Source organism: Ornithinimicrobium carbonis, from assembly GCF_977012275.1.
Window position 1 is genome coordinate 1,389,505 of sequence record NZ_OZ348993.1, and the last position, 22,660, is coordinate 1,412,164.

The window sequence follows — 22,660 nt, forward strand, 5'->3', positions numbered from 1 at the left end:
GTCTCGTCGAGTGACTCGCGTTCTGCGAATAGTCGAGCGGGGGCTCATCCGTCTCGTCGAGTGACCTCGCGGTCCCGGGCGAGCTTGCGTGCGGCAATCTCCTTCCACACCGGCGCGTTGGTGATCCCGATGTCCTCGGGGTCGAAGACCGGGTCGAGGCCGGCGGAGCGCTGCCGGTCGTAGTCCCGCACCACCGCGGTGGCCTGCTTGCTCAGCAGCACGAGCGCGACCAGGTTGATCCACGTGTAGATCCCCAGGCCCACGTCGGCGAGGTTCCAGGCGAAGGTCGCGGAGCGCAGCGAACCGAGGAAGATCGACCCCGCCAGGACCACCCACGCGATGTTGACGACGAGCCGCTCCCGGCGGCTGTTGCGCAGCAGGTAGGCGATGTTGGTGTCGGCGTAGAAGGCGAACGACAGCAGGGTGGTGAAGGCGAAGAAGAACATCGCCACCGCGATGAACGCCGATCCCAGGCCCGGGAAGGAGGCGTCGATGGCGGCCTGGGTGTACTCCGGCCCCTGGACGAGCCCGGGAACGTTCTCGGTGACCATCTCCCCGTCCGGTCCCTCGACGTTGTAGGACCCGGTGACCAGGATCATCAGACCGGTGACGGTGCAGATGAGCAGGGTATCCACGTACGCCGAGAACCCCTGGGCCAGCCCCTGCTTGACCGGGTGCGACACCTCGGCGGCGGCCGCGGCCTGCGCGCCCGAGCCGGTGCCGACCTCAGAGGAGTAGATCGCCCGCTTGACGCCCCACATGATCGCCGCGCCGACGATGCCGCCGAAGGCCGCGTCCGTCCCGAACGCGCTGCTGAAGATCAACCCGAACATCTCTGGGACGGCGTCGGCGTTGATCACCAGCAGGACGATCCCGAGGAGGATGTAGGCCGCCGCCATGATCGGCACCACGAGCCCGACGACCCGCCCGATCCGGTGCATGCCGCCGAAGACGACGAGGCAGAAGAGCGCGGTGACCACGACCCCGGTGATCCACGGCGGGACCGAGAAGGCCGACTCGGCCGACACCGCGATGTTGTAGGACTGGATCGAGGGCCCGGTGATCGTCAGCGCGAAGACCGCGGCCGCGGCATACAGCACCGCCAGCCACTTCCACCCCAGACCCTTCTCGATGTAGAAGGCCGGCCCGCCGCGGTACTCCCCGCCGACCTCCTCCTTGTAGACCTGCGCCAGCGAGCTCTCCGCGATGGCGACGGCCGCGCCGACGAACGCGGTGACCCACATCCAGAAGAGCGCCCCAGGGCCGCCGAAGTGGATCGCGGTCGCGACGCCGGCGATGTTGCCGACACCGACGCGCCCGCCGAGCGCCATCGCGAACGACTGGAAGGACGACAGGCCCTGCGTGGAGTCGTCGCCGCCGACGAGGTAGCGGACCATGTCGGGCAGCCGCCGCACCTGCGGCACGACCATCCTGACGGTGAACCAGACCCCGGCCGCGAGGACCAGGACGACCATCGGGGTGCTCCAGAGGAGCTCGTTGACCCTGGCGATGACGGTGTCGAGCATGGGCGCAGGCCTTCCGGGAGGGTGGAGGCAGACTATGCGCGCACCGGGCGCAGTGCCCACCGGAGGGACCCAGGGGTATGCCGTCGCTCGCGGTCCCGAGGTCCGCCCGGCTCAGTAGTCCGCCCGGCTTAGTAGGTCGTGCGCCCTGGTCCTTCCGACCACCGCCGCATGACCTCGGCGGCCTCCGGGACGTCGAGCCGGTGCAGGGGGAGCCGGCGCTCCTCGGCCGGCCTGCCGAGCTCCTCGTAGATGAGCGAGTCGTCGAAGCCCACGGCCGCCGCGTCCTCGTGGGTGGCGGCGAAGTGGACCTGCGCCGGGCGGGCCCAGTAGAGGGCCCCCAGGCACATGGGGCACGGCTCGCAGGAGGCGTACACGTGGGCGCCGGTCAGCTGGAAGCTTCCGAGCGCCGCGCACGCCCGCCGGACGGCGACCATCTCCGCGTGGGCCGTCGGGTCGTCGGTCGCCACGACCTCGTTCCAGGCCTCGGCGACGACCCGGCCGTCCACGACGACGACCGCGCCGAAGGGGCCGCCGTCACCGCGGTCGGACCCTTCGCGGGCCAGCTCGACGGCGCGCAGGAGGTGGCGGCGGTGCTCGGCGTCGTGGTCCTCCGTGCGGCGGAGACCCTCGGCGACGGCGTCCGTCCGACCGTGATCCCCGGCGTCGGCGTCGGCCTCCGTCCGGCCGTGGTCCCTGGCGTCCGCCTCCGTCCCGACGTGTCCCCCGACCTCACCCTCGCTCACAGGTCGGCCAGCAGGGTGCCCGGCCGTTCGACGCCGTCGGCGACGTACCGCAGGAAGCCCCCGGCCGTCCCCCCGTCGCACACCCGGTGGTCGAACGTGAACGACAGCTGGGTCACCTGCCGCAGCCTCACCTTCCCCCTGTGCGCCCACGGTTTCTCCACGATCCGGCCGACGCCGAGCATGCCGGCCTCGGGGTGGTTGATGATCGGGGTCGAGCCGTCCACGCCGTACACGCCGTAGTTGTTGAGCGTGAACGTCCCGCCGCTCATCTGCGCCGGCGACAGCGTCCCCTCGCGGGCCGAGGCGGTCAGCTCCCTCAGCGCGGAGGCCAGCTCGGTGGTGCTCATCGCGTCCGCGCCGTGCACGACGGGGACGACGAGGCCGCGGGGGGACTGGGCGGCGAAGCCGAGGTTCACCCGTCCGTGCCGGAGGATCTCTCCGGCCTCGACGTCGACCGAGGCGTTCAGCTCAGGGTGCCGCGCCAGCCCGGCGACGACGATCCGCGCCAGCAGCGGCAGCACGCCGATCCGGGCGTCGGGCCGCGCCTCGCGCAGGGTGTCCTTGAGCCGCATCAGCCGGGTGGCGTCCACGTCGACCCAGGTGGTGGCGTCGGGGATCTCGCGCCGGGAGGTGGTCAGGCGGTCGACCATGAGCCGGTGCACGCCCTGGATCGGCACGCGCACGTCCTCGCGGGTCCGGGGGGAGGAGGGGTATGCCGTGGTGCCGCCGCCGGTCCCGTCCGTGGCGGCCACATCCGCAGCCGCGCCGCCGCCGGAGCGGCCACCGGTGCGCACGTCCTGAGGACCTCGGGCGTCCCGCGCCGCCTCGAGGTCGGCGCGTCGGACCACGCCGGTCGGGCCAGGCTTCACGGTCCGCACGTCGATGCCCCACTCGGCGGCCAACCGGCGGACCAGCGGCGAGATGACACGGACGGCCTGCCGGCTGTCGGAGGAGGCTGCCGTCGTCTCCCTCTGACTGCCCTCCGAGGGGGCCGACGTCGTCCGCGCCCGCTGCTCCTGAGCGGGGCCGCTCCCGTCGGACGTGCCCATCTCCGGGACGGAGGAGCTCCGACCGCCGCGTCGACGACCGCCCCGCCGTCGCCGCTCGGGGGCCTCGCCCGCGCCGTAGCCGATGAGCGGCCGCTCAGGCCCCCCGTCCTCGGACTGAGCGGAGCCGCTCCCGACCGACACGCTCGCCCCGGCACGCTCCTCGGTGCGGTACTGCTCCACGGCGTGGTCCGCCTCGGAACCGCCGGCGCCGTTGGTCGACGCCCCGCCCTTCGACGCCCTGCTGTTCGAAGCTGCGCCGTTCGACGCCCTGCCGTTCGACGCCCTGCCGTTCGACGCCCCGCCGTTCGACGCCCTGCCGTTCGACACCCCGCCCTTCGACGCCCCGCCGTTCGACGCCCCGCCCCCCTGCGCTCCAGAGCCCTCCTCGGCCGCCGGCACCGGCTCGGCCGCTGCCGAGACCTCGCCCACGGTGATGAGCGGCTGACCGACGGCCAGCACCGTGCCGGCCTGGACGTGCAGCTCGGCCACCGTGCCGGCGTACGGGCACGGCACGTCGACGGACGCCTTGGCGGTCTCGACCGTGACGACATCCTGGTCGATGGAGACCTCGTCACCGACGGCGACGTGCCACTCGACGACCTCGGCCTCGGTCAGGCCCTCACCCAGGTCGGGCAGCCGGAAGACGAAACCCCCGCTCACGCAGACACCTCCCGGTCCGCGCCCGGGCCGGACGGCACCGTGCCCGCGCTGGGTGACGCCCCGCCCGAGGCGGGCGGCACGGCATACCTGAGGTCGGGTTCGTCGTCCCACTGCAGCCGCGCGACCGTGTCGAGGATCCGGTCGACCCCCGGCAGGTGCGAGTGCTCCAGGATCGGCGGCGGGTAGGGGATGTCGAGGCCGCTGACCCGCAGCACCGGCGCGGCGAGGGAGTGGAAGCAGCGTTCCTGGACCCGCGCGGCGATCTCCGCACCCATGCCGGCGAAGCCCTGCGCCTCGGCGAGGACGACGGCGCGACCGGTCTTGCGCACGGACGCCATCACCGTCGCGTCGTCGAACGGGACGAGGGTGCGCAGGTCGACGACCTCGAGGTCCCAGTCCTCCTCGGCGGCGGCGACCTCGGCGGCGCGCAGGGCGTTGGGCACCTGCGGGCCGTAGGTGATGACGGTGACGTCCGACCCCTCGCGGCGCACGGCGGCCCGGCCGATCGGCTCGGTGGTGGTGGGCAGCTCGACCTCGGCCTTGGACCAGTAGAGCGACTTGGGCTCCATGAAGACGACCGGGTCGTCGGAGGCGATCGACTCGCGCAGCAGGCTGTAGGCGTCGGCGGGGGTCGACGGGGTGACGACGTGGAGGCCTGGGGTGTGGACGTAGTAGCCCTCGGAGGAGTCGCAGTGGTGCTCTACCCCGCCGATGCCGCCGGCGTAGGGCACCCGGATGACGATCGGCATCGTGAGCCGCCCGCGGGTGCGGTTGCGCATCTTGGCGATGTGCGAGACGACCTGCTCGAACGCCGGGTAGCCGAAGGCGTCGAACTGCATCTCGATCACCGGCCGGAAGCCCTGCATCGCCAGTCCGACCGCGAACCCCGCGATGCCGGCCTCGGCCAGGGGGGTGTCGAAGCACCGGTCCTCGCCGAAGTCCCTGGTCAGGCCGTCGGTGATGCGGAACACGCCCCCGAGCGCCCCGACGTCCTCGCCGAAGACCAGGACGTTCTCGTCCTCGGTCAGCGCGTCCCGCAGGGCGGTGTTGAGGGCCTGGGCGTATGTGGTGGGTCGGCTCATCGGGCCACCTCCTCGGTCTCGGGCCGGCTGGCCTCGCGCTCGGCCGCGACCATCTCCGCCTGCTCGCGCAGCTGGGGGGTGGGCTCGGCGTAGACGTGGGCGAACAGGTCGGCCGGGTCGACCTGAGGGTCGGCGTTCATCCGCTCGCGCAGGTCGGCGGCGAGCTCCTCGGCCTCCTGGCGCACCTCCTCGACGCGGGCGTCGTCGACGGCGCCCTGCGCGACGAGGTAGGCCTGCAGACGCACGAGCGGGTCCTGCCCGGTCCACCCGTCCACCTCGTCGGGCGTGCGGTAGCGGGTGGCGTCGTCGGCGTTGGTGTGCGCCTCCATCCGGTAGGTGTGCGCCTCGATGAGGAAGGGGCCCTGCCCCGAGCGGGCGTGCTCGTAGGCCTTGCGGGTCACCGCGAGGACGGCGGCCGGGTCGTTCCCGTCCACCTGCTCGGCGCGCACGCCATACCCGATCCCCTTGTAGGACAGCGCAGGTGCCTTGGTCTGCTTGGCGAGGGGCACGGAGATGGCGTACTTGTTGTTCTGCACGAGGTAGACGACCGGGGCCTTGAAGACGCCGGCGAAGTTGAGGCCTTCGTGGAAGTCGCCCTCGGAGGTGGCCCCGTCGCCGATGAAGCACAGGGCGACGGCGTCGGATCCCCTGCGGCGCAGGCCGTCCGCGGTGCCGGCCGCGTGGACGGCCTGGGTCGCCAGGGGGGTGCACTGGGGGGCCGTGCGGGTGGCCTGGGGGTCGTAGCCGCAGTGCCAGTCGCCGCGCAGGAGGGTAAGCACCTCGACCGGGTCGATGCCGCGGGTGACCAGGGCCATCGAGTCGCGGTAGGTGGGGAAGAACCAGTCGTCCTCCTGCAGCGCCAGCACCGGCGCGACCTGGCAGGCGTCCTGGCCGCGGGAGGAGGGGTAGACCGCCAGGCGCCCCTGCTTGGTCAGCGCCGTGGCCTGGGCGTCGAAGCGGCGGCCGACCACCATCGCGCGCCAGACCTTCACCAGGTCCTCCAGCGGAGGTATGGCGTAGCCGCGGTCGGTCATCTCCTGCGTGGGTGCGGCCTCGGTCCCGTCGGGGGACAGGAAGCGGACCGGCTCGCGGCAGGGGAGCAGGTCGTCGATCTCGCTCATCGTTGAGTCCTCACGGGTGGTGGTCGGCAAGACGATCGTGACGTCCATCGTCTCGCACGGGGGTCGTGGCCCCGGCATCCTGGGGATGAGTCGAGACGTCTGGCATAGTGTGTAGATGAGCGATGACAGATCGTCCAGTGTGACCCCGGACACGTCCGGGTCGGGGAGACGGGTGGCCGCGGGGGCGGTGGGGGTGGACGACACGGACCGGGCGATCGTGACAGCGCTGCGGTCGGACGGGCGGATGTCGGTGCGAGCTCTGGCCGAGCAGGTGCACATCTCGCGGGCCAACGCCTACGCCCGGCTGGAGCGGCTGCAGCGGGACGGTGTGATCACCGGGTTCACGGTGCGGGTGGACCCGGTGCGGCTGGGGCTGATGACGTCGGCCTACGTGTCCGTCTCGATCGAGCAGGGGTCCTGGCGCGAGGTGCTGGGGGTGCTCGAGCAGCTGCCGGGGGTGGAGAAGGTGGCGCTGGTCGGGGCGGAGTTCGACATGTTGGTCGAGGTGCGGGCGCACGACAACCACGAGCTGCGGGACGTGGTGCTCGAGCAGATCCAGGCGGTGCCGGGGGTGCGGGCGACGCGGACGTGGTTGGTGTTCGACGAGTGGAGCACGTGAGGGGGCACCTGCACCCTGCCGGGTCTCACCTGTCCGTGGCCATGGAGCGACGTCTCTGCGGTGGCCCGGAGCCGCTCCCCGGGCAGGAGTGGCACGGTCCGGCCCCGACCCCTACGGTCGAGGGTGTCGGGCCGACCCGACCGGCCCGGGAGAGGACGGAGGACCATGGCGGTCTGCGAGGTCTGCGGCAACGACTACGACAAGAGCTTCGAGGTGATCGCTGCCGGCCAGCGGCATGTGTTCGACAGCTTCGAGTGTGCGGTGCACCGGATGGCGCCGGTGTGTGAGCACTGCGGCTGCAAGGTCATCGGGCACGGCACCGAGGTGGACGGGCGGTTCTACTGCTGCGCCCACTGCGCGAAGGACTCCGAGGGAGACGTCGCGGTCGACGACCGGGTGGGTTGACAGGACTGCTCGGCTGTCAGCTCATCCCGTGCGGCCGTCGATGGACTCGCGGAGGAGGTCCGCGTGGCCGTTGTGCTGGGCGTACTCCTCGATCATGTGCACCAGGATCCAGCGCATCTTCGCCGGCACACCCAGGTAGGTGGGTCGCACCGCGAGGGTGTCCAGGCCCTCGGGCGTGTCCAGCAGGTCCTCGGTGATCCTCCGGGACTGGGTGACGGCTGCGTCATACAGCGTGAGCAACTGGCGCGGGGAGTCCTGGGCGGCGGAGTGCCACTCCCAGTCGGGGTCAGCGGACCAGTCGACGGTGTCGAAGGGCTCGAGCAGGGGCCCGCCGAGCAGGTCTTCGGAGAAGAAGCTGGACTCCACGTAGGCCAGGTGCTTGAGCAGCCCGGCCAGGGTCATCGTCGACGGGGGCAGCCGCTGGTTGAGCTGGGGGTAGTCGAGGTCGGCGCACTTGTGACGGAGGGCAGCCCGGTGACGGTCGAGGATGTCGAGGAGCACCTCGGCCTCGTCGCCCTGGACCGGCTCGGGAGCGGTCTCGTCGGGGGCCATCGCTCCACGGTGGCACGGTACCGTCGATGGGTAAAGAGCCGGCGCTCCTACGCGAGGTCCTCCCATACGAAGGTCGACACGGTGCCCGTCTCCCAGTCGCGACGCAGGATGCCGTAAGCGACGGAGGCGACCGGGTCGGCGCCATCGACGGGCCAGCCTTCCCGGTAGTGGGCCTCCTTGAGGAAACCGCAGCGAAGGAACGTCCGCCGCATCGGGAGGTTGTCCTCGCGGGTCTGTCCCTCGAATCGATTGACCTGGGGCATCGTCCGGAAGACATGGTCCGTGGCTGCCCTCAATATCTCCCGGGACAACCCACGCCCACGAAAGTCCAGCGCGAGCCGGAGGTCGAAGAGTGGCGCGTCGTCCGACAGATCCTCCAGGCGGAAGAAGCCGACCCGCCCCAGTTCGTCGTGCTCGACCCAGAAGGAGTCGTTGTCCTCGTCCCGGTAGGCGCCTTCTCCGACCCAGGACTCCACCTGCGCCCGAGTGGGGCGAGGGACGACGTGGAAGGGGAACTCGTTGTCGGTCATGAAGGCCACCAGGTCCTCGTGGTCGGCGCCGGTGGGGTCGAGGCGACGGAGGGAGATGCTCACCGGGGGGAGGCTACCCGCCCAGCTTGCAACGATCGGTCCGAGAAGGCTGCTTGCGGGGCGCGCGTTCCCATAGGGGACGAGGACGGTCAGAAGGGTGGGGTGCCGTAGGTGCGCTTGCCCCAGGGGGTGTTGCCGTTGGCGTCGCCGTGGTCGCCGTGGGTGTCGTCGCGGTCGCCGTGAGCGTCATCGCCGTCGTCGGCGGCGTGACCCGGTCGGGTCGAGGTGCACGGCGCGGGGGGCTGGGTCGGTCCGGTCGGGGCGAGCGGGTTGATCGGCGTACCTCCACCGCTGCCGACGGTCGGGGCGTCGCAGGGGGTGGTGGTCTGGTCCGGCTCGGTCGGCGGGGGTCCCCAGCGGCGTCGACCGTCGGGGTCGGTGTGGGTGAGGGTGGTGGCGGCGTCGGCGGTGAAGACCTGGTCGGTGTCGCCGCTGGGCTCGCCGTGCTCGTCGCGACGATGGCCGGCGCGGCCGCCGTCGTGGTGGGGTCGGTGGTAGGGGTTGTCGTAGGGGGTGAGGTCTTCCTCGGCGGTGGGGAGGGGGTCGGTGGGTGCGCGGTGGCACAGGGCGGTGTAGATGGCGTGGTCGATGGCTTCGGCCCGGGCGGTGCGGGGGTCCTGGCCGGTCGCGGTGGCTGCGGTGGCTGCGGCGTGGTGGACGGTGGCGATGGCGGTGTTCAGGAGGGTGGTGTAGGCGCGGTGGTCGCGGACCCGGGTGGCGTAGATGCGTCCTAGCAGGGTCTGCCAGGTGAGGTTGCGGTGGGCGTCTATGGTGGCGTGCCAGTGGCGGGCGGTCTTGAGGTCGTGGTGGGTGGTGCACAGGCATTGCAGGTTGCACAGGGTGGTCGCCCCGCCGGTGGCGTGCTCGTGGACGTGGTCCAGCTGGGTGTAGATCGCCGGTCGGGTGCAGCCGGGGGCGCGGCAGGTCCCGTCGGCGGCGGTGGCCTGGGCGCGCATGTGCGCGTCGGGCTGGTAGGCGGTGGTGGAGCGTTCCACGCACCGCCCGTCCAGGGGGTCGATCACGAGCCGGTGCAGGGTGGTGCCCGGGGTCAGGACCAGGCCGGCGATGTCGGTGGCGTTCAGGAACGCGGGAGTGGTGCCGCTCGCCTGCGCCACCGCCAGCAGCATCTCCTGCCCATCGCCGGGTGGGTCCGTCCCGGGCGGGCCGGCTGAAGGGGTGGAAAGTTCTGACGGGTCCGGGGTCCGGTCCGTCGTTCCGGGTGCTGCGGACGCCCCAGGCTTCTGCGGCGGGATCGTCCCGGACGGCGCGGCCGGAATGGTCGTTGCGCTCCTTCCAGGTGGTGCGGCGGGGCGGGGCGGTGGTGACGCGGCGGGGCAGGGGGTGGTCGTGCACCGGTGGGGGTGCTCGTGCCCGCTGCCGGTGCCGGTGCCGGTGCCGGTGCCGGTGCCGGGGGTGCTGCCGGTGCCGGTGTCTTTGGTGCCGGGCAGGAGGTGCCAGGGGGTGATGACGTTGAGGGTGGCGGCGGGCAGGCCTTCCAGGATCGCGGCCAGGGCGCTGATGTGCTCGACGGTGATCTGGTCGGGGTCGGTGGGGGTGTCGGGCAGGGGCAGGGTGCCGTGCAGCAGCAGGGCGGTGGCGGTGTCGGCGCGCAGCTGGGCCAGGGTGCGGGTGTCGCCGTGGCGGCGGGCGGCGCGGGCGGCGGCGTGCAGCCGGTCGATCAGGGCGCTGGCCTGGGTGGGGGTCGCGGTGATGCTCACCGTGGCGGTGCCGTCGTCGTCGATGCGGGCGGTGGCGTCACGGGCGGCGCGGGCACCGGCCCGGGCGGCCCGGGCGGCGGGGGCCTCGCCGCGGGTGAGCTTGGCGGTCTCACGGTCCAGGGCGTGGTGGTAGGCCCGGTGGCCCCAGGGCAGGGTGGACACGGTCCCGGTGGGGGTGAGGCGCTCGACGGCGACCCGGTCGGGGTCGGTGCCGAACATCACCTGGGCCAGGTGGGCGGTGGCGGCCACGTCCAGCCCCGCGGCGTGGGCGGTGCGCCAGGCGCGGCGCACCAGGCGCCACGGGACGCTCCCGGTGCCCAGCGCGTCCAGGACGGGGCCGGTGATGGCTGCCGGGGCGGTGGCCACGGCGACCAGGTCGCGGGCCTCGCCGATGCCCCACCCGGACGCTGCGGACAGTTCGTGCGCGGTGGCCGAGCGGGACCGGGCGGCCCACCGCTCCCGGGCGGTGGGAGACAGCTCGGCCGGGTCGGTGGCGCCCTTGGCCGCCAGCAGCAGGGCGGCGTTGGCCGTGGCCAGCTGCCCGGTCGCGGCCAGCAGCGCCCCGTCCAGGCGGGCGCCCAGGTCCAGAAGGTCCTCGATCCGGTCCAGCACGCCCTGCCCGGCGCGGCGGGCCGCCCCGGCGTCGGGGACACCCACCCCGGTCTCACCCCCCTCACCGGGGGCACCGGGGCCGGCCCCGTGCCCGCGGACGCCGGCGTCGGCATCGGCGTCGGCATTCGTGCAGCGCTCCTCCTCATCGACCCTCTCACCCCTCCCCTCGGGGTCGCCGGCGCCGACGGCGGGGCGGTTGGCTCGGGTCGTGGTCGAGGGGGCGATCTGCGCCAGCGACCGGCCGGTGCGGACCGCGGCCAGGGTCGTGGCCGCCGAGGACAACAACGCCACCGACCCCGCATCCAGACCCATCTCGGACAACACCTCCCGCAACCGCACCTCCACCGGATCACCAGACCCTGAAGCGGTGGGCTCCTCGATGGTCGGGGTGTCCGAGGACGGGCTGGTGGGGACCGTGGAGGTGGTGGGGGAGTCGGTGGCGGTGCCGGAAGGACCGTCGCTGTCCCCCGGGGAGAGAAGGCCTGCGTAGCCCGGTCCGCTGTGCGGTGCGCCCACCTCCACGCGCACGACCTGCCCGGCCAGCCTGGGTCCTGGGGCGAAGGAGAGAAGGTGTTCCAGCTCCCGCTCCAGCGGGGACTCACCGGGCCCCTCCTGCCGCGGCAGCTCCAGCGGTGGCCTCATCGTCCCTCCCCTCTGTCCGAACCAGGACCGCCAGGACGGTCCCCCCTCATGCGCCTTACCGCCGCTCCTTCCGACGATGTGACCATATTAGGACACCTGTACGACATACCTGACTGAGCGAAGCGGGCTGTGGATGAAGGGGAGGCTCCACCTGCGGATGTGGACAGCAGCAGCCTCGCCGTGCCTCAGCCTCGCTGCGCCGACCCCGCCGCTGCGCCTACCCCGCGCCGCGCCTACCCCGCCGCTGCGCTTGCCCTGTGTCGCCGCGTCTAGCCCCTGTGACCGCGCCTGCCGCGCGCGACGCCCTACCTCACCCGTGGCAGCCTCTGGCCCGCCTGCAACACGCTCCGGAACAGATCCCCACGCTCGGCCAGCCGCTCCACGATCGTCCGCACCGTCCACCTGTCCGGCCGCAGCTCAGGATCCTCCAGCTCGTCCCAGGAGATCGGCGCCGACACCGGCGCGCCCGCCGCCGGCCTCGGGCTGTACGGCGCCACCAGCGTCTTGTTCACCGCGTTCTGCGTGTAGTCCAACCGTGCCAGCCCGCCCCGCTCCTTGACCGACCAGCTCCAGCTGACCAGCTCCGGCACGACGGCCCCGATGCTCCTGGACACCTTCTCCGCCCACGCCCGTGTGTCCGCGAAGCTCGGGCCCCGTCGGATAGGCACCCACACCTGGAACCCCCTCCGACCGGTCACCTTCGGATACCCCCGGATCCCCATGTGGTCCAGGGCGGTCCGGTGCAGCCGGGCGATCTCCAGCGTCTGCTCCCAGGTCGTCTGCTCACCCGGGTCGATGTCGAACATCACGTAGCTCGGACGGTCCGGCGCCTCCGTCGGCGAGGTCCACGGATGCCACTCCAGCGCACCGAAGTTCGCCGCCCAGACGAGCGCCGCGGCCTCATCCACGACCAGGTACGTCCTCGTCTCCCCAGGGCCGGCCTCCGGGTTGTCCCACCGCGGCAGCCAGTCGGGGGCGTGGCCGGGCAGCTCCTTGTGCCAGAAGCCCTTGCTGTCCGCGCCGTCCGGGAAGCGGTGCAGGTTGAGCGCCCGTCCCGCGAGGTAGGGCAAGGAGACCGGGGCGACCTGCGCGGCATACCTGATCAGGTCGCGCTTCGTGACGGGCTCCTCACCCTCTCGTGCGGGGAAGAGGTTCTTGTCGAGGTTCGTCACCCGCAGCGTCCGGCCGAATACAACCCAGCTCCCCGACCCGCCGAGCTCGTCCAGCGCCGCCAGCTCGTCGTCCCCCACCCCGTCGATCTCCCTCCCACCGACCTGCAGCGAGGCACGCTCCGCGGGCAGGTCGCTGCGCCATACCCGCTCCGGGTCCGCCCGCACCTCCTCGTTGGTGCGCCCGCTGAGCACCGAGCGGGGGAAGTCCTCGGCGTCCCACCCCTCCTCGACGTGCTCGTCGTGCTTGTGGAAAAGCAGCCACTGCTCCTTGTCCCCCTCCTGCCGGCCGGTCCGCACGAGCATGAACTCGCCCCGCAGCCTTTCCCCGTGCAGCCGCACGTGCAGCGTCCCCGCGCGGATCGCCGCGGCCGGGTCCTCGTCGTGCGAGTCCCAGGTGCCGGTGTCCCAGACGATGACGTCGCCCCCGCCGTACTCCCCGGCCGGGATGACGCCCTCGAAGTGGAGGTACTCCATCGGGTGGTCCTCCACGTGGATCGCCAGCCGCCGCACCTCGGGGTCCAGCGAGGGTCCCTTCGGCACAGCCCAGCTCGCGAGCACCCCGTCGACCTCGAGCCGGACGTCGTAGTGCCTGCGGGTCGCCCGGTGCCGCTGGACGACGAAGACGGGGTCGGGGCTCGGTCTGTCGGGCTGCGGTCGGTCGCCGGTGCCTGGTCGCTCGTCGTCACCGGTCCGGTCGCCGTGATCCGAGCGGTCGTCGGGGGTCCCCCCGCTCGGCTCCGGCGTCCTCCCGAAGTCCCGCATCCTCCGATAGGTGCGCAGAGCCTCCTCGGGCGTCGGTCCCGCCTCTGGGGACGCGTCCTCGTCTGGGGTATGCCGCTCGCGCGCCACCCCTCCACGGTGCCACGGGGAGGGGGCCGGCGCCCGGTGGTGGTCGAATCCTTCTTCCACATCCTGGCCGGGAGCGGACGTGCGTGCTCGTGGAGCAGCTGAGGACGCTGGACGTGGGGCGGCTCGGTCCGCTGGTCGGTCACCTCGGGCTCGCGGACCAGGAGTCCGTGGACCGGGCCCTCGGGCTGGTCCTCACGCTCGATCGTCGGGGCGCCGTGTAGGCGAGGTCTGCGCGGAAGGAAGGGTCTGCGGGAAGGTGGGGTGATGGCGCAGTCCGAGGTCACGGTGCAGACCGCCTACGACCTGGTGGCGGACGACTACGCGCGCCTGCTGCCGGACACCCGGGCGGAGACGACCCTGGACCTGGCCGTTCTCGACGTCTTCGTCGAACGGGTGCGGGACGTGGGGGAGCTCCTCGACGCCGGCTGCGGGGCCGGGCGGATCGCGCGGCACCTGACAGACCGGGGATGCCGGGTCAGGGGTGTGGACCTCTCACCCCGGCTGGTGGCCGCTGGGCGGCGCACCCACCCCGACCTCGATCTGTCGGTGGCCTCACTCGCCGAGCTTCCCTTCGAGGACGACCGGTTCGCGGGGGTGATGGCGTGGTACTCGACGATCCACACCCCCGACGACGAGCTGCCCGGCGTCCTGGTCGAGCTCGTCCGGGTGCTGCGGCCGGGCGGCCACCTGCTCGTCGCGTTCCAGTCCGGGGAGGGCGTCGTGGACCTGGCCGGGTCCTACGGCCGGCACGGACACGCCGTGGTGCTGGAGCGCTACCGGCGCACGGCGGACGCGATGGCCCACCTCCTGGATCGGGCAGGGTGCCAGGAGGTGGTCCGGATGGTGCGTGCCCCGGAGGGGAGGGAGGCGGAGGACCAGGCGGTGCTGCTCCTGCGCCGGTGCTGATGGCGCGGCAGTCCTGCGCCGGCGCTGATGGCGCGGCAGTCCTGGTCGCGCGGCGGCGCTGAGCGGCCGCTCAGCCCAGCCAGACCTGCTCCGGTTCCGGGTGCGACAGGAAGTGGCTCATCGCCTGCGTGAAGGCGTAGGCGCCGGCCTGGCCGAACACCACGACGTCGCCCGGACACAGGTCCTCGGGCAGGTCACCCGTGCCGACCCGGTCGAGCGAGGTGCACAGCGGTCCGGCGAGCGTGGTCGGGACGAGGTCCTGCGACAGCACCCCCACCCCCGGCCGCAGCGCCAGGGTCGGGAACGACTGCCCGGTCAGCAGCGGTCGCAGCAGGTGGTTGATCCCGCCCTCGAGCATGACGAAGCGCTGCCCGCGCGAGACCTTCGTCCGCACCACGCGGGCGCAGTAGACCCCCGTCGGCGCCGACAGCCACCGGCCCGGCTCGAGCAGCAGCTCACCGGTGAACCACGGGTGCTCCGCGAGCACCCGCCCCAGCCCCGCACCCAGGGCGCGCACGTCCAGGCTCGCCTCGCCGGCGGCATACCTGACCCCCAGGCCGCCACCGAGGTCGATCAGGTCCAGCCCGCGCCCGAGCAGCCCGGCCAGATCCCGACCGATGCGCAGCGCGGTCCGGTGGTTGGCCAGCAGCCGCCCGGCGTCGAGCTCGTTGCTCGCCGCGAACACCTGCAGGCCGGTGATGCGCACCCGGTCGTACGCCCGCGCCGCCGCGACGAACTCCGCCACCTCCTCCTCGTCGACACCGAACGCGCTCGGCCCGCCGCCACCGATGATGGTCGCGACCTCCGACACACCCGAGGCCGGGTTCACCCGCACGCTCACCTCGAGGGGGTCGTCGCCGGTGTGGAGGGTATGCAGCCGCGCCACGTCCTCGATCCCGTCCACCTGGACGCGGGCGCCGGCGAAGAGCGCCGCGTGGAGGTCACGCTCGGACTTGGCCGGCCCGGCGAAGACCATCCGCCGGCCCGTGCCCCCGGCCGCGAGCACGGCCGAGACCTCGCCGGCGCTCGCGCAGTCGAACCACGCGCCGGCGGCCGAGAACGTCTCCAGCAGCGGCAGGCCCGGGTTGGACTTCACGGCGTAGGCGAGGCGTACCCGCTCCGGGAGCGCGGCCCGCAGCCGCGCGAACCGCTCGCGCGCGACGCCCAGGTCGTAGGCGAAGAACGGGCCGGCGCGGTCGGCCGTTAGGTCGAGCAGCCGCTCGGCCCCGAAGGTGAACAGGTCGGTCGTCGAGGGTGCCAAGATCATCCTTCCCACCAGGGCGCCAGGCGCACCAGGCCCTCCACGAGCTCCTCGACCGGGCCGCCGAGGCTGACCCGCAGGTAGCCGGCACCGGCCGGCCCGAACGCGTCGCCCGGCACCGTCGTCACCAGGGCCTCGTCGCGGACCCGCAGCGCGAAGGCGGTCGTGTCCACCGGGTCGGTCCCGGCGGGGAGGGGGAGCCAGAGGTAGAAGCCGGCGCGCGGCGTGACGGGCGTCGTCGCCCTGCCCGCCGCCTCGTCCGCCAGCGCCAGCAGCTCGGGCGCGACCTCGGCGAGCACCTCCCACCGCCGGGTGACCTCCCGCCGCGCGGCCGGGAGCACCTCGCCCGCCGACGTCAGCAGCGCGGTCGCCGCGTCCTGCGACGGCCTGGCCGGCGCGGTCGTCATCGCGTTGTGCACGATCCGCGCGGGGGCCAGCGCCTCGGCCGGACCGACCGCCCACCCGACGCGCAGGCCGGGCGCTCCGTACGCCTTGCTCACCGACCCCAGCACCACCCCCGCCTCCAGCCCGGCGGCCTCGTGCAGCCCGGCGGGTCGCTCGCCCAGCCAGAGCTCGCGGTACACCTCGTCGCTCACCAGCAGCACTCCGTGCCGCGCGCACACCTCGGCGACCCGTCGCAGGGCATCGGCGTCGGCCAGCCCGCCGGTCGGGTTCGCCGGGTGGTTGAGGACGACCATCGACACGGGCCGGGGCCCGTCGGTCGCGTCCCCCCGTCCAGCCCCGACGCGTGCAGCCCCACCTCGTGCAGCCCTGCCCCGTCCAGGCGCACCTCGTCCAGCCGCGCCCCGCAGCGCCCCGACCAGCGCCTCCTCGAGAAGGTCGGCGTCGAGCGCGCCCCCGGGCCCCACGGCATACCCCACGGGGTGCGCCTGGCAGAGCTGCGCGAGCGAGCGGTACGCGACGAAGCCCGGGTCCGGCACCAGCACCGCGCTGCCCGCCTCGACGTGCGCGTGGAACAGCGCGAACAGCGCCGCCTGGCTGCCGGAAGTCACCATGACCTGCTCCGACGCGAGGGGTATGCCGTGCTGCCCCGCCACCGCCGCGACCAGTTCGGGGGAGGCGGAGTTGGGGCCGTAGGGGAGCGGCCCGTCTGCCCGGCCCTGGTGCGCGAGGGACCGGCGGGCGGGGGCCGGCATCGGCCAGCCGGGCTCGCCGAGGGCCAGGCTGACGGTGCCCTCGGGAGCGCCCACGGCCATGCGTCGGATGGGCGAGACGGCCAGCCCGCCCACCCGTGCGGCGACGCTCACCGGAGCGTCCCCCGGAGGAGAGGCTGGACGACGCTCACCGGAGCGACCCCCCGGAGGAGGGCCTGGGCGACGCTCACCGCAGCGTCCCTTCGAGCACCGTGGCGGCGTCGGTCCCGGCGTCGCGGTACTTGACGATCACCGGAGCGTAGAGCGAGAGCCCCAGCACGTCGGCGTAGTCGCCGCGGGCCGGGCGGGACCCGGGCACCACGACCGCGCCTTCGGGCACCTCACCCTGCCACTCGCGCTCCTCGACCAGGTCGTACACCGTCGTCCCGGCCGTCAGCACGACCCCCGGCGCGAGGACGGCGCGCGAGCGGACGACCACCCCCTCGTAGAGACCGCACTGGGCCCCCACGAAGACGTCGTCCTCCACGACCACCGGGCGGGCGCCGACCGGCTCGAGCACGCCGCCCAGCTGGACGGCCGCCGAGAGGTGGACGCGCTCGCCGACCTGCGCGCAGGAGCCGACGAGCACGTGGCTGTCGACCATCGTCCCGGCACCGACGTACGCGCCGACGTTGACATAGCTCGGGGGCATGACGACGACCCCACGCGCCACGTGAGCACCACGGCGCACCGAGGTCCCGCCCGGCACGACGCGGATGCCGTCGACCGCCCCGAAGGTGCGCGCGGGCACGAGCGACCTGTCGACCGCACCGCCGGGCCACTCCATCTCGACGGTGTCGCTGAGCCGGAAGGCCGTGAGGATGCCCTCCTTGACCCAGGCGTGCGCCGACCACCGACCGTCCGCGTCGCGGGTCGCCGCCCGGACCGTCCCGGCCTCGAGGTCGGCGAGGAGCTGCTCGACCTGCTCGGGCGTCTCGACCGGGCGCTCGCCACCCGGCGCCTGCGCCTGGCCGGGCACCTGCGACGCACCCGGCGCCTGCGCCTGGCCCGGCACCTGCCGCTCACCCGCCTGCGCCTGGCCCGGCACCTCCACCTCGTCCACGTCGTTCCTCTCCGTCTGCTCCTGCGTCTCCACCGTCACGACGCCACCCGTCCGCCCAGGCTCTCCCGCGCCGGCGGATCCGTCCGGGCGGCCCGGCGGGCGGCGACGACCCCGGCGAGCGCGGTCTGCACCTGCGACCAGGTCCCCGGCTCGGCCGGTGACAGCGGCAGCCGCACCATCGCCGTCCCCAGCCCGAGGCATGCGAGCGCGGCCTTGACCGGCACCGGGTTGGTCTCGACGAACATCGCCTCCATCAGCGGCGCCAACGACGCGAACGCCGCCCGCGCACCCTCCAGATCCCCGCACCGCGCCGCCCGCACGAGCTGCGCGGTCTCGACCGGGGCGACGTTGCCGCACACCGACACCAGCCCCTGCGCACCGACGGCGATCGAGGCCAGCGCGAGGTCGTCGTCGCCCGCGAGCACGACCCGCCCCGCGGGCGCTTCCTGGCAGATCCGCGCGATCTGCCGCAGGTCGCCGGAGGACTCCTTGACGGCGACCACCTCGTCGACCTCCCAGATCCGCCGCATCGCCTCGGGGGTGAGGTTCGTGCCGGTGCGGCCGGGCACGTTGTACGCGACGATCGGCACGCCCGGCGCCGCCTGTGCGACGGCCCGGAAGTGCGCGACCAGACCGCTGACCTGCGGCTTGTTGTAGTACGGCGTGACGACCAGCAGCCCGTCCGCCCCTGCGGCCACGGCCTCGGCGGCCAGCTCGCAGGTGCGCTCGGTGTCGTTGTGCCCGACGCCCACGACGACCGGGACGCGCCGCCCCAGCCGACCCTGACGTCGCGCGGAGCCGACGTGCTGGACCGCCTGCCGCACGAGGGCGTGCCGCTCGGCGTCGGTCACCGTCGCGGCCTCACCGGTCGAGCCGAGCACGACGAGGAAGTCGACGCCCCGGCCGTCGGCGAGCACGTGGTCGAGCAGCCGCGCGTACGCCGGGTGGTCCACCTCCGGCTTTCGCCCCGCCCCGACCGCGTCGGTGCCGGTGGTGAACGGGGTCGCCAGGGCGACGCCGAGACCGGTGAACGGGGCAGCAGCCAGGTGGACGGACATGGTGGACCTTCCTCGGGGGTATGCGGCGCGCCCGGTCAGGCGGCCGCGTGCGGCGCGGGTGCGCCGGGGGTCGAAGGGGTGGGGGGTATGCCGTGCGCGCGGCCCGGGTCGGGGTCGCTCCCGCCCGGTTCCGGTGCGGGGCTGCCCGAGCGGCCGGCGAGGTCGCCGAGCTGCTCGGCCGCCAGGTCGGCCATCGACCAGCGACCGGCCGGGCGGCCGACCAGCCAGCGGGCGGCGGTCAGGGCGCCGGTCGCGAAGACGGCCCGGTCGTGGGCCTCGTGGGTGAGCGCGATCGTCTCCAGCGCTGAGGCCGCGACGACCTCGTGCCGCCCGACGACCTCACCGACCCGCAGGCTGGTGGTCTGGACCTGGACGTCACTGCCGGCGCCGTCGACGAGTGCGTCCCGCAGGACGATCGCCGTGCCGCTCGGTGCGTCCACCTTGTGCCGGTGGTGCGTGTCGGTGACGGCCAGGTCGACGGGGGAGGGGGCGTGCGCGGCATACCGTCCGAGCACCCGCGCCAGCTGCTCGACCAGGGCGACGCCGAGGGAGAAGTTGGAGGCGAGCAGGACGGGGACGTCGACGTCGTCGGGCACCAGGGCCCGGTCCCAGCCGGTGGTGCCGACGGCGATCGGCGTGCCGGTGCGCCGCGCCCAGCCGAGGTGCTGGGGGACCGCGGCGGCGTTGCTGACGTCGATCGCGACGTCGACGGGCGGCAGACTCTCGAGCTCGGCGCCTCGGCCGACCGCCCAGACGATCTCGACGTCGTCGCGGGGCGCGGCAGCAGCGCGGACCGCCGCGCCGAGGCGGCCGGTGCCGAGGAGTCCGACGGAGAGGGGCATGCATTGAGTATGCCGCCGTCCAGGCGCCCTGTCGGACCACGTTTCCGCAGGTCAGAAAGGGTGTGTACGGCGATCGCGGGGAGTGACGGGACGATCTCCTGTCGCTGGGTGGCGATCCGGTCGTGGACGTCCCGTGGATGGAGAAGAAGTTGGTACGGGCGTTGCCACGGACCTGTCCACGGTGCCACGCTTGACGTTGCGTCACCTTCGGCCAGCCAGGTCGACCGGACGTCGCCTCGGGAGACATCATGAACAGATCGCTCAGGAAGTACCTCGCCGCTTCGGCCGCCCTCGCGGTGGCCCCTGCAGCGATGATCATGACCGCAGCCCCTGCCTCGGCCACCGTCCACGAGATCGTCGGACAGTGGTGCTCCGGCCAGGGCGAGCTGAGCCCGCCGGGTATCAGCGGCGGCAGCAAGGCCGACAACTTCGCGAAGCCGCTGCAGGCCAGCGGGTTCATCGGTGGGCTTGCCCCGCACAATGACGGGATGAGGATCGTCTTCAACTACGACCAGCCCAACTCCAAGGTCATGGGCACGGGCGTCTTCGTCGAGATCGGCACCGTCCCCACGCCAGAGGGCACGGTGCCCCTCTACCTCGAGCTCATCGAGCCCGACCCCGACTTCCCCGCCTTCCGGCACTGCCCCAAGCTGGCCGGCTGACCCCGGACCCTCGCTGCAGGGCCATCGAATCGGAAACCATCCCCCAAGGGCGGCGGACTCACGCGTCCGCCGCCCTCGGTGTGCAACCCGTCCACCGGGCAACCGGTCCCGCGGTGCGACCCGTCCCGCGGTGCAACCCCTCCCGCCGTGCAACCCTCCCAACCCCTCGGCGCGCCCCCCTTGGCGGCAGGCCCCGCGCCTCAGGGACGCACGAGCCCCGAGCGGTACGCCAGCGCGACCAGCTGGGCCCGGTCGTGCGACCCCGTCTTCATGAGCAGCCGCGAGATGTGCGTCTTCACCGTGGCCTCGGACACGAACAGCATCTCGGCCAGCTCGGCGTTGGTGGGGGCGTCCGCCATCAGCCGCAGCACCTCGACCTCCCGCGGCGAGAGGTTCTCCAGCGTGGGGCGCCCTCGGCCGTCGACCGGTGAGCTCGCCCGCAGGGTGGCGATGACCTTCCCGGCCACGCTCGGGTCGATCCACGACCCCCCGTCGGCCACGACCCGGACCGCGTCGACGAGGGTCGACGGCGCGGACTGCTTGAGCAGGTAGCCCGAGGCCCCCGCCTTCAGCGCCCCGTAGAGCACGTCGTCGTGGTCGAACGTGGTCAGCACGAGGACCGCGACCGTCTCGCTGCACCGTCCGCCCCGCCGGCCCGGCTCGTGCGCGGCGTGCCCCTCGGTGATCCGCCGGGTCGCCTCCACCCCGTCGATCCCGGGCATCCGGATGTCCATGACCACCACGTCGGGGTGCTCCCGCTCGGCCATCGCCACCGCCTGGACCCCGTCCTCGGCCGTCCCCACCACCTGCACGTCCGGCTCGGCGGAGAGCATCATCGACAGCCCTCCGCGCACCGCCGCCTGGTCGTCCGCGACGACGATCCGGATCACGGGGCCGCTCCGGTCAGCGGCAGGTCGGCCGTCGTGACGAACTCGTCCCCGACCCACCCGGCCTCGAACCGACCGCCGACGAGCTCCACCCGCTGCCGCAGCCCGACGAGCCCCTTGCCGCCACCGCGGGCGTCGGGCCGGAACCCCTGGTGCCCGGACCGGCACCGGACCTGGAGCCTCACCTCACCAGGCAGCCAGGACTCGAACACCTCGACCACCGCACCCTGCCCGCCGTGCTTCATGGCGTTGGCCAGCGACTCCTGCACGACGCGGTACCCCGCCAGCCCCACCGACCAGTCCACCGGCCGCTCCTGCCCGGAACGGTGCCGCTCGACGACGAGCCCGCTGCTGCGGGTGATCCGGACGAGGTCCTCCAGCGCCTCCAGCCCCGGCGGGCTGGTGGTCACGCCGACCGCCGGCTCGTCCTCCCGCAGCGCCCCGAGCAGCCGCTGCAGCTCCCGCATGCTCTGGGACCCGGTCGCCTCGACGGTCGCGAGCGCCTGCTCGACGCTGGCCCAGCGCGGATCACCCTCGCCGACCCCGCCCTCCTCCGCGTCCCGCCCGATCGCCCTGGCCACCGCCCGCCCCCCGGCCGCCTGCATCATCATCGCGCTGACCGAGTGGGCCAGGATGTCGTGCAGCTCCCGCGCGATCCGCTGCCGCTCGGCCGCGGCCGCGTGCTCCTGCAGGTGCGCCAGCTCCACCCTCAGCGCGGCCGTGCTGCGCACCGCCCGCTGCTCCCGCCGCCCGGCCAGCCACACCCCGCCGGCCACGGCCGCCCCGATCGCGGAGGCGATCAGCACGTCGTACCCCCGGTCCTGGTGCAGCGGGATCTGCCCGGCCACCGCGACCACCCCCAGCACCAGCGACGTCCGGGCGATCCAGGCCCGTTCCACGACCGCGGCCGTGGCGTAGAGGGCCACCAGCACGCCGACGATCGGTTGTGCGAGCTCGGAGACGTAGCTGAGCACCAGCGCCAGGACGGTCATCACGACGAGCACCGCGAACGGCCAGCGCCGGCGCAGGAACAGCGCCGAGTAGGCACCCGCGAGCAGGATCACGTACGTGCTCACGTCCACGTCCCACCGGCCGAACGCCAGCCAGTGGTGCCCCACCCGCTCGCTCGCCGGCGCCATCGTGAGGAACAGGTCCAGCAGGTATGCCGTCACCGTGCCGAGCACGAACCCCACCTGCCGCAGCCGCTCGGGCGGGAACCACGACGCCCGGCGCGAGCCCGCCCGCGCCGGCGACGCGCCCGCGGGTGAGGCACCCGTCCGCGAAGCACCCGTCGGCGTCCCGCCCGAGGACCGGGCCCGCGGGGCAGGGTCGGTGCGCGACGTCATACCTCCCCCTCTCGGCGCGGCGGGCTCTGCCGACCATTCCTAGCAGAGCCGGGGTATGCCGTGGGGTCGGCGCTCGTCCCTGCCGCCCCCTGCAGCGGCAGGGACGAGCGCGCGATGCATCCACGGGCGCGCGACACCCCT

General features: G+C 73.6%; 21 protein-coding genes. 5 read left to right on the forward strand and 16 right to left on the reverse strand.

Annotation, left to right across the window (positions count from 1 at the left end; all coding sequences use genetic code 11):
* Window positions 1-44: 44 nt before the first annotated feature.
* From ACWHYA_RS06190 to pdhA, 5 genes are all read right to left on the reverse strand, one after another.
* Window positions 45-1,526 carry an alanine/glycine:cation symporter family protein gene (locus tag ACWHYA_RS06190; protein ID WP_425942265.1) on the reverse strand — a complete coding sequence of 494 codons (1,482 nt, stop codon included), beginning with the start codon at window positions 1,524-1,526 and terminating at the stop codon, window positions 45-47.
* A 128-nt stretch (window positions 1,527-1,654) separates the two neighbouring features.
* Window positions 1,655-2,269, reverse strand: a complete 615-nt coding sequence (locus tag ACWHYA_RS06195) for a nucleoside deaminase (protein WP_425942263.1) — start codon at window positions 2,267-2,269, stop codon at window positions 1,655-1,657.
* Window positions 2,266-3,978, reverse strand: coding sequence for a dihydrolipoamide acetyltransferase family protein (locus ACWHYA_RS06200; protein WP_425942261.1), 1,713 nt, complete (start codon window positions 3,976-3,978; stop codon window positions 2,266-2,268). Before ACWHYA_RS06200 ends, ACWHYA_RS06195 begins: the two co-directional genes overlap by 4 nt.
* Window positions 3,975-5,060, reverse strand: coding sequence for an alpha-ketoacid dehydrogenase subunit beta (locus ACWHYA_RS06205; protein WP_425942259.1), 1,086 nt, complete (start codon window positions 5,058-5,060; stop codon window positions 3,975-3,977). Before ACWHYA_RS06205 ends, ACWHYA_RS06200 begins: the two co-directional genes overlap by 4 nt.
* Window positions 5,057-6,181: a pyruvate dehydrogenase (acetyl-transferring) E1 component subunit alpha gene (gene pdhA / locus ACWHYA_RS06210; protein WP_425942257.1), complete on the reverse strand. Its 1,125-nt coding sequence runs from the start codon at window positions 6,179-6,181 to the stop codon at window positions 5,057-5,059. The genes ACWHYA_RS06205 and pdhA overlap by 4 nt, the downstream gene beginning before the upstream one ends.
* A 115-nt stretch (window positions 6,182-6,296) precedes the next feature.
* On the opposite strand from pdhA, the gene ACWHYA_RS06215 reads away from it, so the two are divergent.
* Window positions 6,297-6,800: an Lrp/AsnC family transcriptional regulator gene (locus tag ACWHYA_RS06215; protein ID WP_425942255.1), complete on the forward strand. Its 504-nt coding sequence runs from the start codon at window positions 6,297-6,299 to the stop codon at window positions 6,798-6,800.
* Window positions 6,801-6,965: 165 nt separating this feature from the next.
* Window positions 6,966-7,205 (forward strand): hypothetical protein, encoded by a 240-nt coding sequence (locus ACWHYA_RS06220; protein WP_425942253.1) that lies wholly within the window; start codon window positions 6,966-6,968, stop codon window positions 7,203-7,205.
* A 21-nt stretch (window positions 7,206-7,226) separates the two neighbouring features.
* Here the strand turns inward: ACWHYA_RS06220 and ACWHYA_RS06225 are convergent, their stop codons facing one another.
* From ACWHYA_RS06225 to ligD, 4 genes are all read right to left on the reverse strand, one after another.
* Entirely contained in the window at window positions 7,227-7,757 is a 531-nt protein-coding gene (locus tag ACWHYA_RS06225) for a DinB family protein (protein WP_425942251.1), read from the reverse strand.
* A 47-nt stretch (window positions 7,758-7,804) separates the two neighbouring features.
* The gene (locus ACWHYA_RS06230; RefSeq protein WP_425942249.1) at window positions 7,805-8,350 is read right to left on the reverse strand and encodes a GNAT family N-acetyltransferase; all 546 of its coding nucleotides are present in this window, start codon (window positions 8,348-8,350) and stop codon (window positions 7,805-7,807) included.
* An 86-nt stretch (window positions 8,351-8,436) separates the two neighbouring features.
* Window positions 8,437-11,319 (reverse strand): HNH endonuclease signature motif containing protein, encoded by a 2,883-nt coding sequence (locus ACWHYA_RS06235; protein WP_425942247.1) that lies wholly within the window; start codon window positions 11,317-11,319, stop codon window positions 8,437-8,439.
* Between the two features lie 305 nt (window positions 11,320-11,624).
* Window positions 11,625-13,253 carry a non-homologous end-joining DNA ligase gene (gene ligD / locus ACWHYA_RS06240; RefSeq protein WP_425942245.1) on the reverse strand — a complete coding sequence of 543 codons (1,629 nt, stop codon included), beginning with the start codon at window positions 13,251-13,253 and terminating at the stop codon, window positions 11,625-11,627.
* Between the two features lie 176 nt (window positions 13,254-13,429).
* Here ligD and ACWHYA_RS06245 point away from each other — a divergent pair, with 176 nt between their 5' ends.
* Both ACWHYA_RS06245 and ACWHYA_RS06250 read left to right on the forward strand, forming a co-directional pair.
* Window positions 13,430-13,561, forward strand: coding sequence for a hypothetical protein (locus tag ACWHYA_RS06245; RefSeq protein WP_425942243.1), 132 nt, complete (start codon window positions 13,430-13,432; stop codon window positions 13,559-13,561).
* A gap of 43 nt (window positions 13,562-13,604) precedes the next feature.
* Complete coding sequence (locus ACWHYA_RS06250) at window positions 13,605-14,246, forward strand: class I SAM-dependent methyltransferase (protein ID WP_425942241.1); 642 nt, start codon at window positions 13,605-13,607, stop codon at window positions 14,244-14,246.
* A 70-nt stretch (window positions 14,247-14,316) separates the two neighbouring features.
* Here the strand turns inward: ACWHYA_RS06250 and ACWHYA_RS06255 are convergent, their stop codons facing one another.
* The 5 genes from ACWHYA_RS06255 to ACWHYA_RS06275 all read right to left on the reverse strand — a co-directional run bounded on the left by ACWHYA_RS06255 (window position 14,317) and on the right by ACWHYA_RS06275 (window position 19,624).
* On the reverse strand, window positions 14,317-15,513 hold the full coding sequence (locus ACWHYA_RS06255) for a hypothetical protein (RefSeq protein WP_425942239.1): 1,197 nt from the start codon (window positions 15,511-15,513) through the stop codon (window positions 14,317-14,319).
* The gene (locus ACWHYA_RS06260) at window positions 15,510-16,775 is read right to left on the reverse strand and encodes a pyridoxal phosphate-dependent aminotransferase (RefSeq protein ID WP_425942237.1); all 1,266 of its coding nucleotides are present in this window, start codon (window positions 16,773-16,775) and stop codon (window positions 15,510-15,512) included. The genes ACWHYA_RS06255 and ACWHYA_RS06260 overlap by 4 nt, the downstream gene beginning before the upstream one ends.
* Window positions 16,776-16,848: 73 nt before the next feature.
* Window positions 16,849-17,763 (reverse strand): 2,3,4,5-tetrahydropyridine-2,6-dicarboxylate N-succinyltransferase, encoded by a 915-nt coding sequence (locus tag ACWHYA_RS06265; RefSeq protein ID WP_425942235.1) that lies wholly within the window; start codon window positions 17,761-17,763, stop codon window positions 16,849-16,851.
* Window positions 17,760-18,782, reverse strand: a complete 1,023-nt coding sequence (gene dapA / locus ACWHYA_RS06270; RefSeq protein ID WP_425942233.1) for a 4-hydroxy-tetrahydrodipicolinate synthase — start codon at window positions 18,780-18,782, stop codon at window positions 17,760-17,762. Before dapA ends, ACWHYA_RS06265 begins: the two co-directional genes overlap by 4 nt.
* Window positions 18,783-18,817: 35 nt before the next feature.
* Window positions 18,818-19,624, reverse strand: coding sequence for a 4-hydroxy-tetrahydrodipicolinate reductase (locus ACWHYA_RS06275; RefSeq protein ID WP_425942231.1), 807 nt, complete (start codon window positions 19,622-19,624; stop codon window positions 18,818-18,820).
* A 248-nt stretch (window positions 19,625-19,872) separates the two neighbouring features.
* On the opposite strand from ACWHYA_RS06275, the gene ACWHYA_RS06280 reads away from it, so the two are divergent.
* On the forward strand, window positions 19,873-20,286 hold the full coding sequence (locus ACWHYA_RS06280; protein ID WP_425942229.1) for a hypothetical protein: 414 nt from the start codon (window positions 19,873-19,875) through the stop codon (window positions 20,284-20,286).
* Between the two features lie 200 nt (window positions 20,287-20,486).
* On the opposite strand, the gene ACWHYA_RS06285 is transcribed toward ACWHYA_RS06280, so the two are convergent.
* On the reverse strand, window positions 20,487-21,176 hold the full coding sequence (locus tag ACWHYA_RS06285; RefSeq protein ID WP_425942227.1) for a response regulator: 690 nt from the start codon (window positions 21,174-21,176) through the stop codon (window positions 20,487-20,489).
* Window positions 21,173-22,519, reverse strand: a complete 1,347-nt coding sequence (locus tag ACWHYA_RS06290; RefSeq protein ID WP_425942225.1) for a sensor histidine kinase — start codon at window positions 22,517-22,519, stop codon at window positions 21,173-21,175. Before ACWHYA_RS06290 ends, ACWHYA_RS06285 begins: the two co-directional genes overlap by 4 nt.
* Between the last annotated feature and the right edge of the window lie 141 nt (window positions 22,520-22,660).

Excerpts from the sequence above, each read along its gene's own strand:
- ACWHYA_RS06190 (WP_425942265.1), bottom strand. The coding sequence starts at position 1,526 with ATGCTCGACACCGTCATCGCCAGGGTCAACGAGCTCCTCTGGAGCACC.
- ACWHYA_RS06205 (WP_425942259.1), bottom strand. The coding sequence starts at position 5,060 with ATGAGCCGACCCACCACATACGCCCAGGCCCTCAACACCGCCCTGCGG.
- pdhA (WP_425942257.1), bottom strand. The coding sequence starts at position 6,181 with ATGAGCGAGATCGACGACCTGCTCCCCTGCCGCGAGCCGGTCCGCTTC.
- ACWHYA_RS06215 (WP_425942255.1), top strand. The coding sequence starts at position 6,297 with ATGAGCGATGACAGATCGTCCAGTGTGACCCCGGACACGTCCGGGTCG.
- ACWHYA_RS06220 (WP_425942253.1), top strand. The coding sequence starts at position 6,966 with ATGGCGGTCTGCGAGGTCTGCGGCAACGACTACGACAAGAGCTTCGAG.
- ACWHYA_RS06225 (WP_425942251.1), bottom strand. The coding sequence starts at position 7,757 with ATGGCCCCCGACGAGACCGCTCCCGAGCCGGTCCAGGGCGACGAGGCC.
- ACWHYA_RS06235 (WP_425942247.1), bottom strand. The coding sequence starts at position 11,319 with ATGAGGCCACCGCTGGAGCTGCCGCGGCAGGAGGGGCCCGGTGAGTCC.
- ligD (WP_425942245.1), bottom strand. The coding sequence starts at position 13,253 with ATGCGGGACTTCGGGAGGACGCCGGAGCCGAGCGGGGGGACCCCCGAC.
- ACWHYA_RS06250 (WP_425942241.1), top strand. The coding sequence starts at position 13,605 with ATGGCGCAGTCCGAGGTCACGGTGCAGACCGCCTACGACCTGGTGGCG.
- ACWHYA_RS06255 (WP_425942239.1), bottom strand. The coding sequence starts at position 15,513 with ATGATCTTGGCACCCTCGACGACCGACCTGTTCACCTTCGGGGCCGAG.
- dapA (WP_425942233.1), bottom strand. The coding sequence starts at position 18,782 with ATGTCCGTCCACCTGGCTGCTGCCCCGTTCACCGGTCTCGGCGTCGCC.
- ACWHYA_RS06275 (WP_425942231.1), bottom strand. The coding sequence starts at position 19,624 with ATGCCCCTCTCCGTCGGACTCCTCGGCACCGGCCGCCTCGGCGCGGCG.
- ACWHYA_RS06280 (WP_425942229.1), top strand. The coding sequence starts at position 19,873 with ATGAACAGATCGCTCAGGAAGTACCTCGCCGCTTCGGCCGCCCTCGCG.
- ACWHYA_RS06290 (WP_425942225.1), bottom strand. The coding sequence starts at position 22,519 with ATGACGTCGCGCACCGACCCTGCCCCGCGGGCCCGGTCCTCGGGCGGG.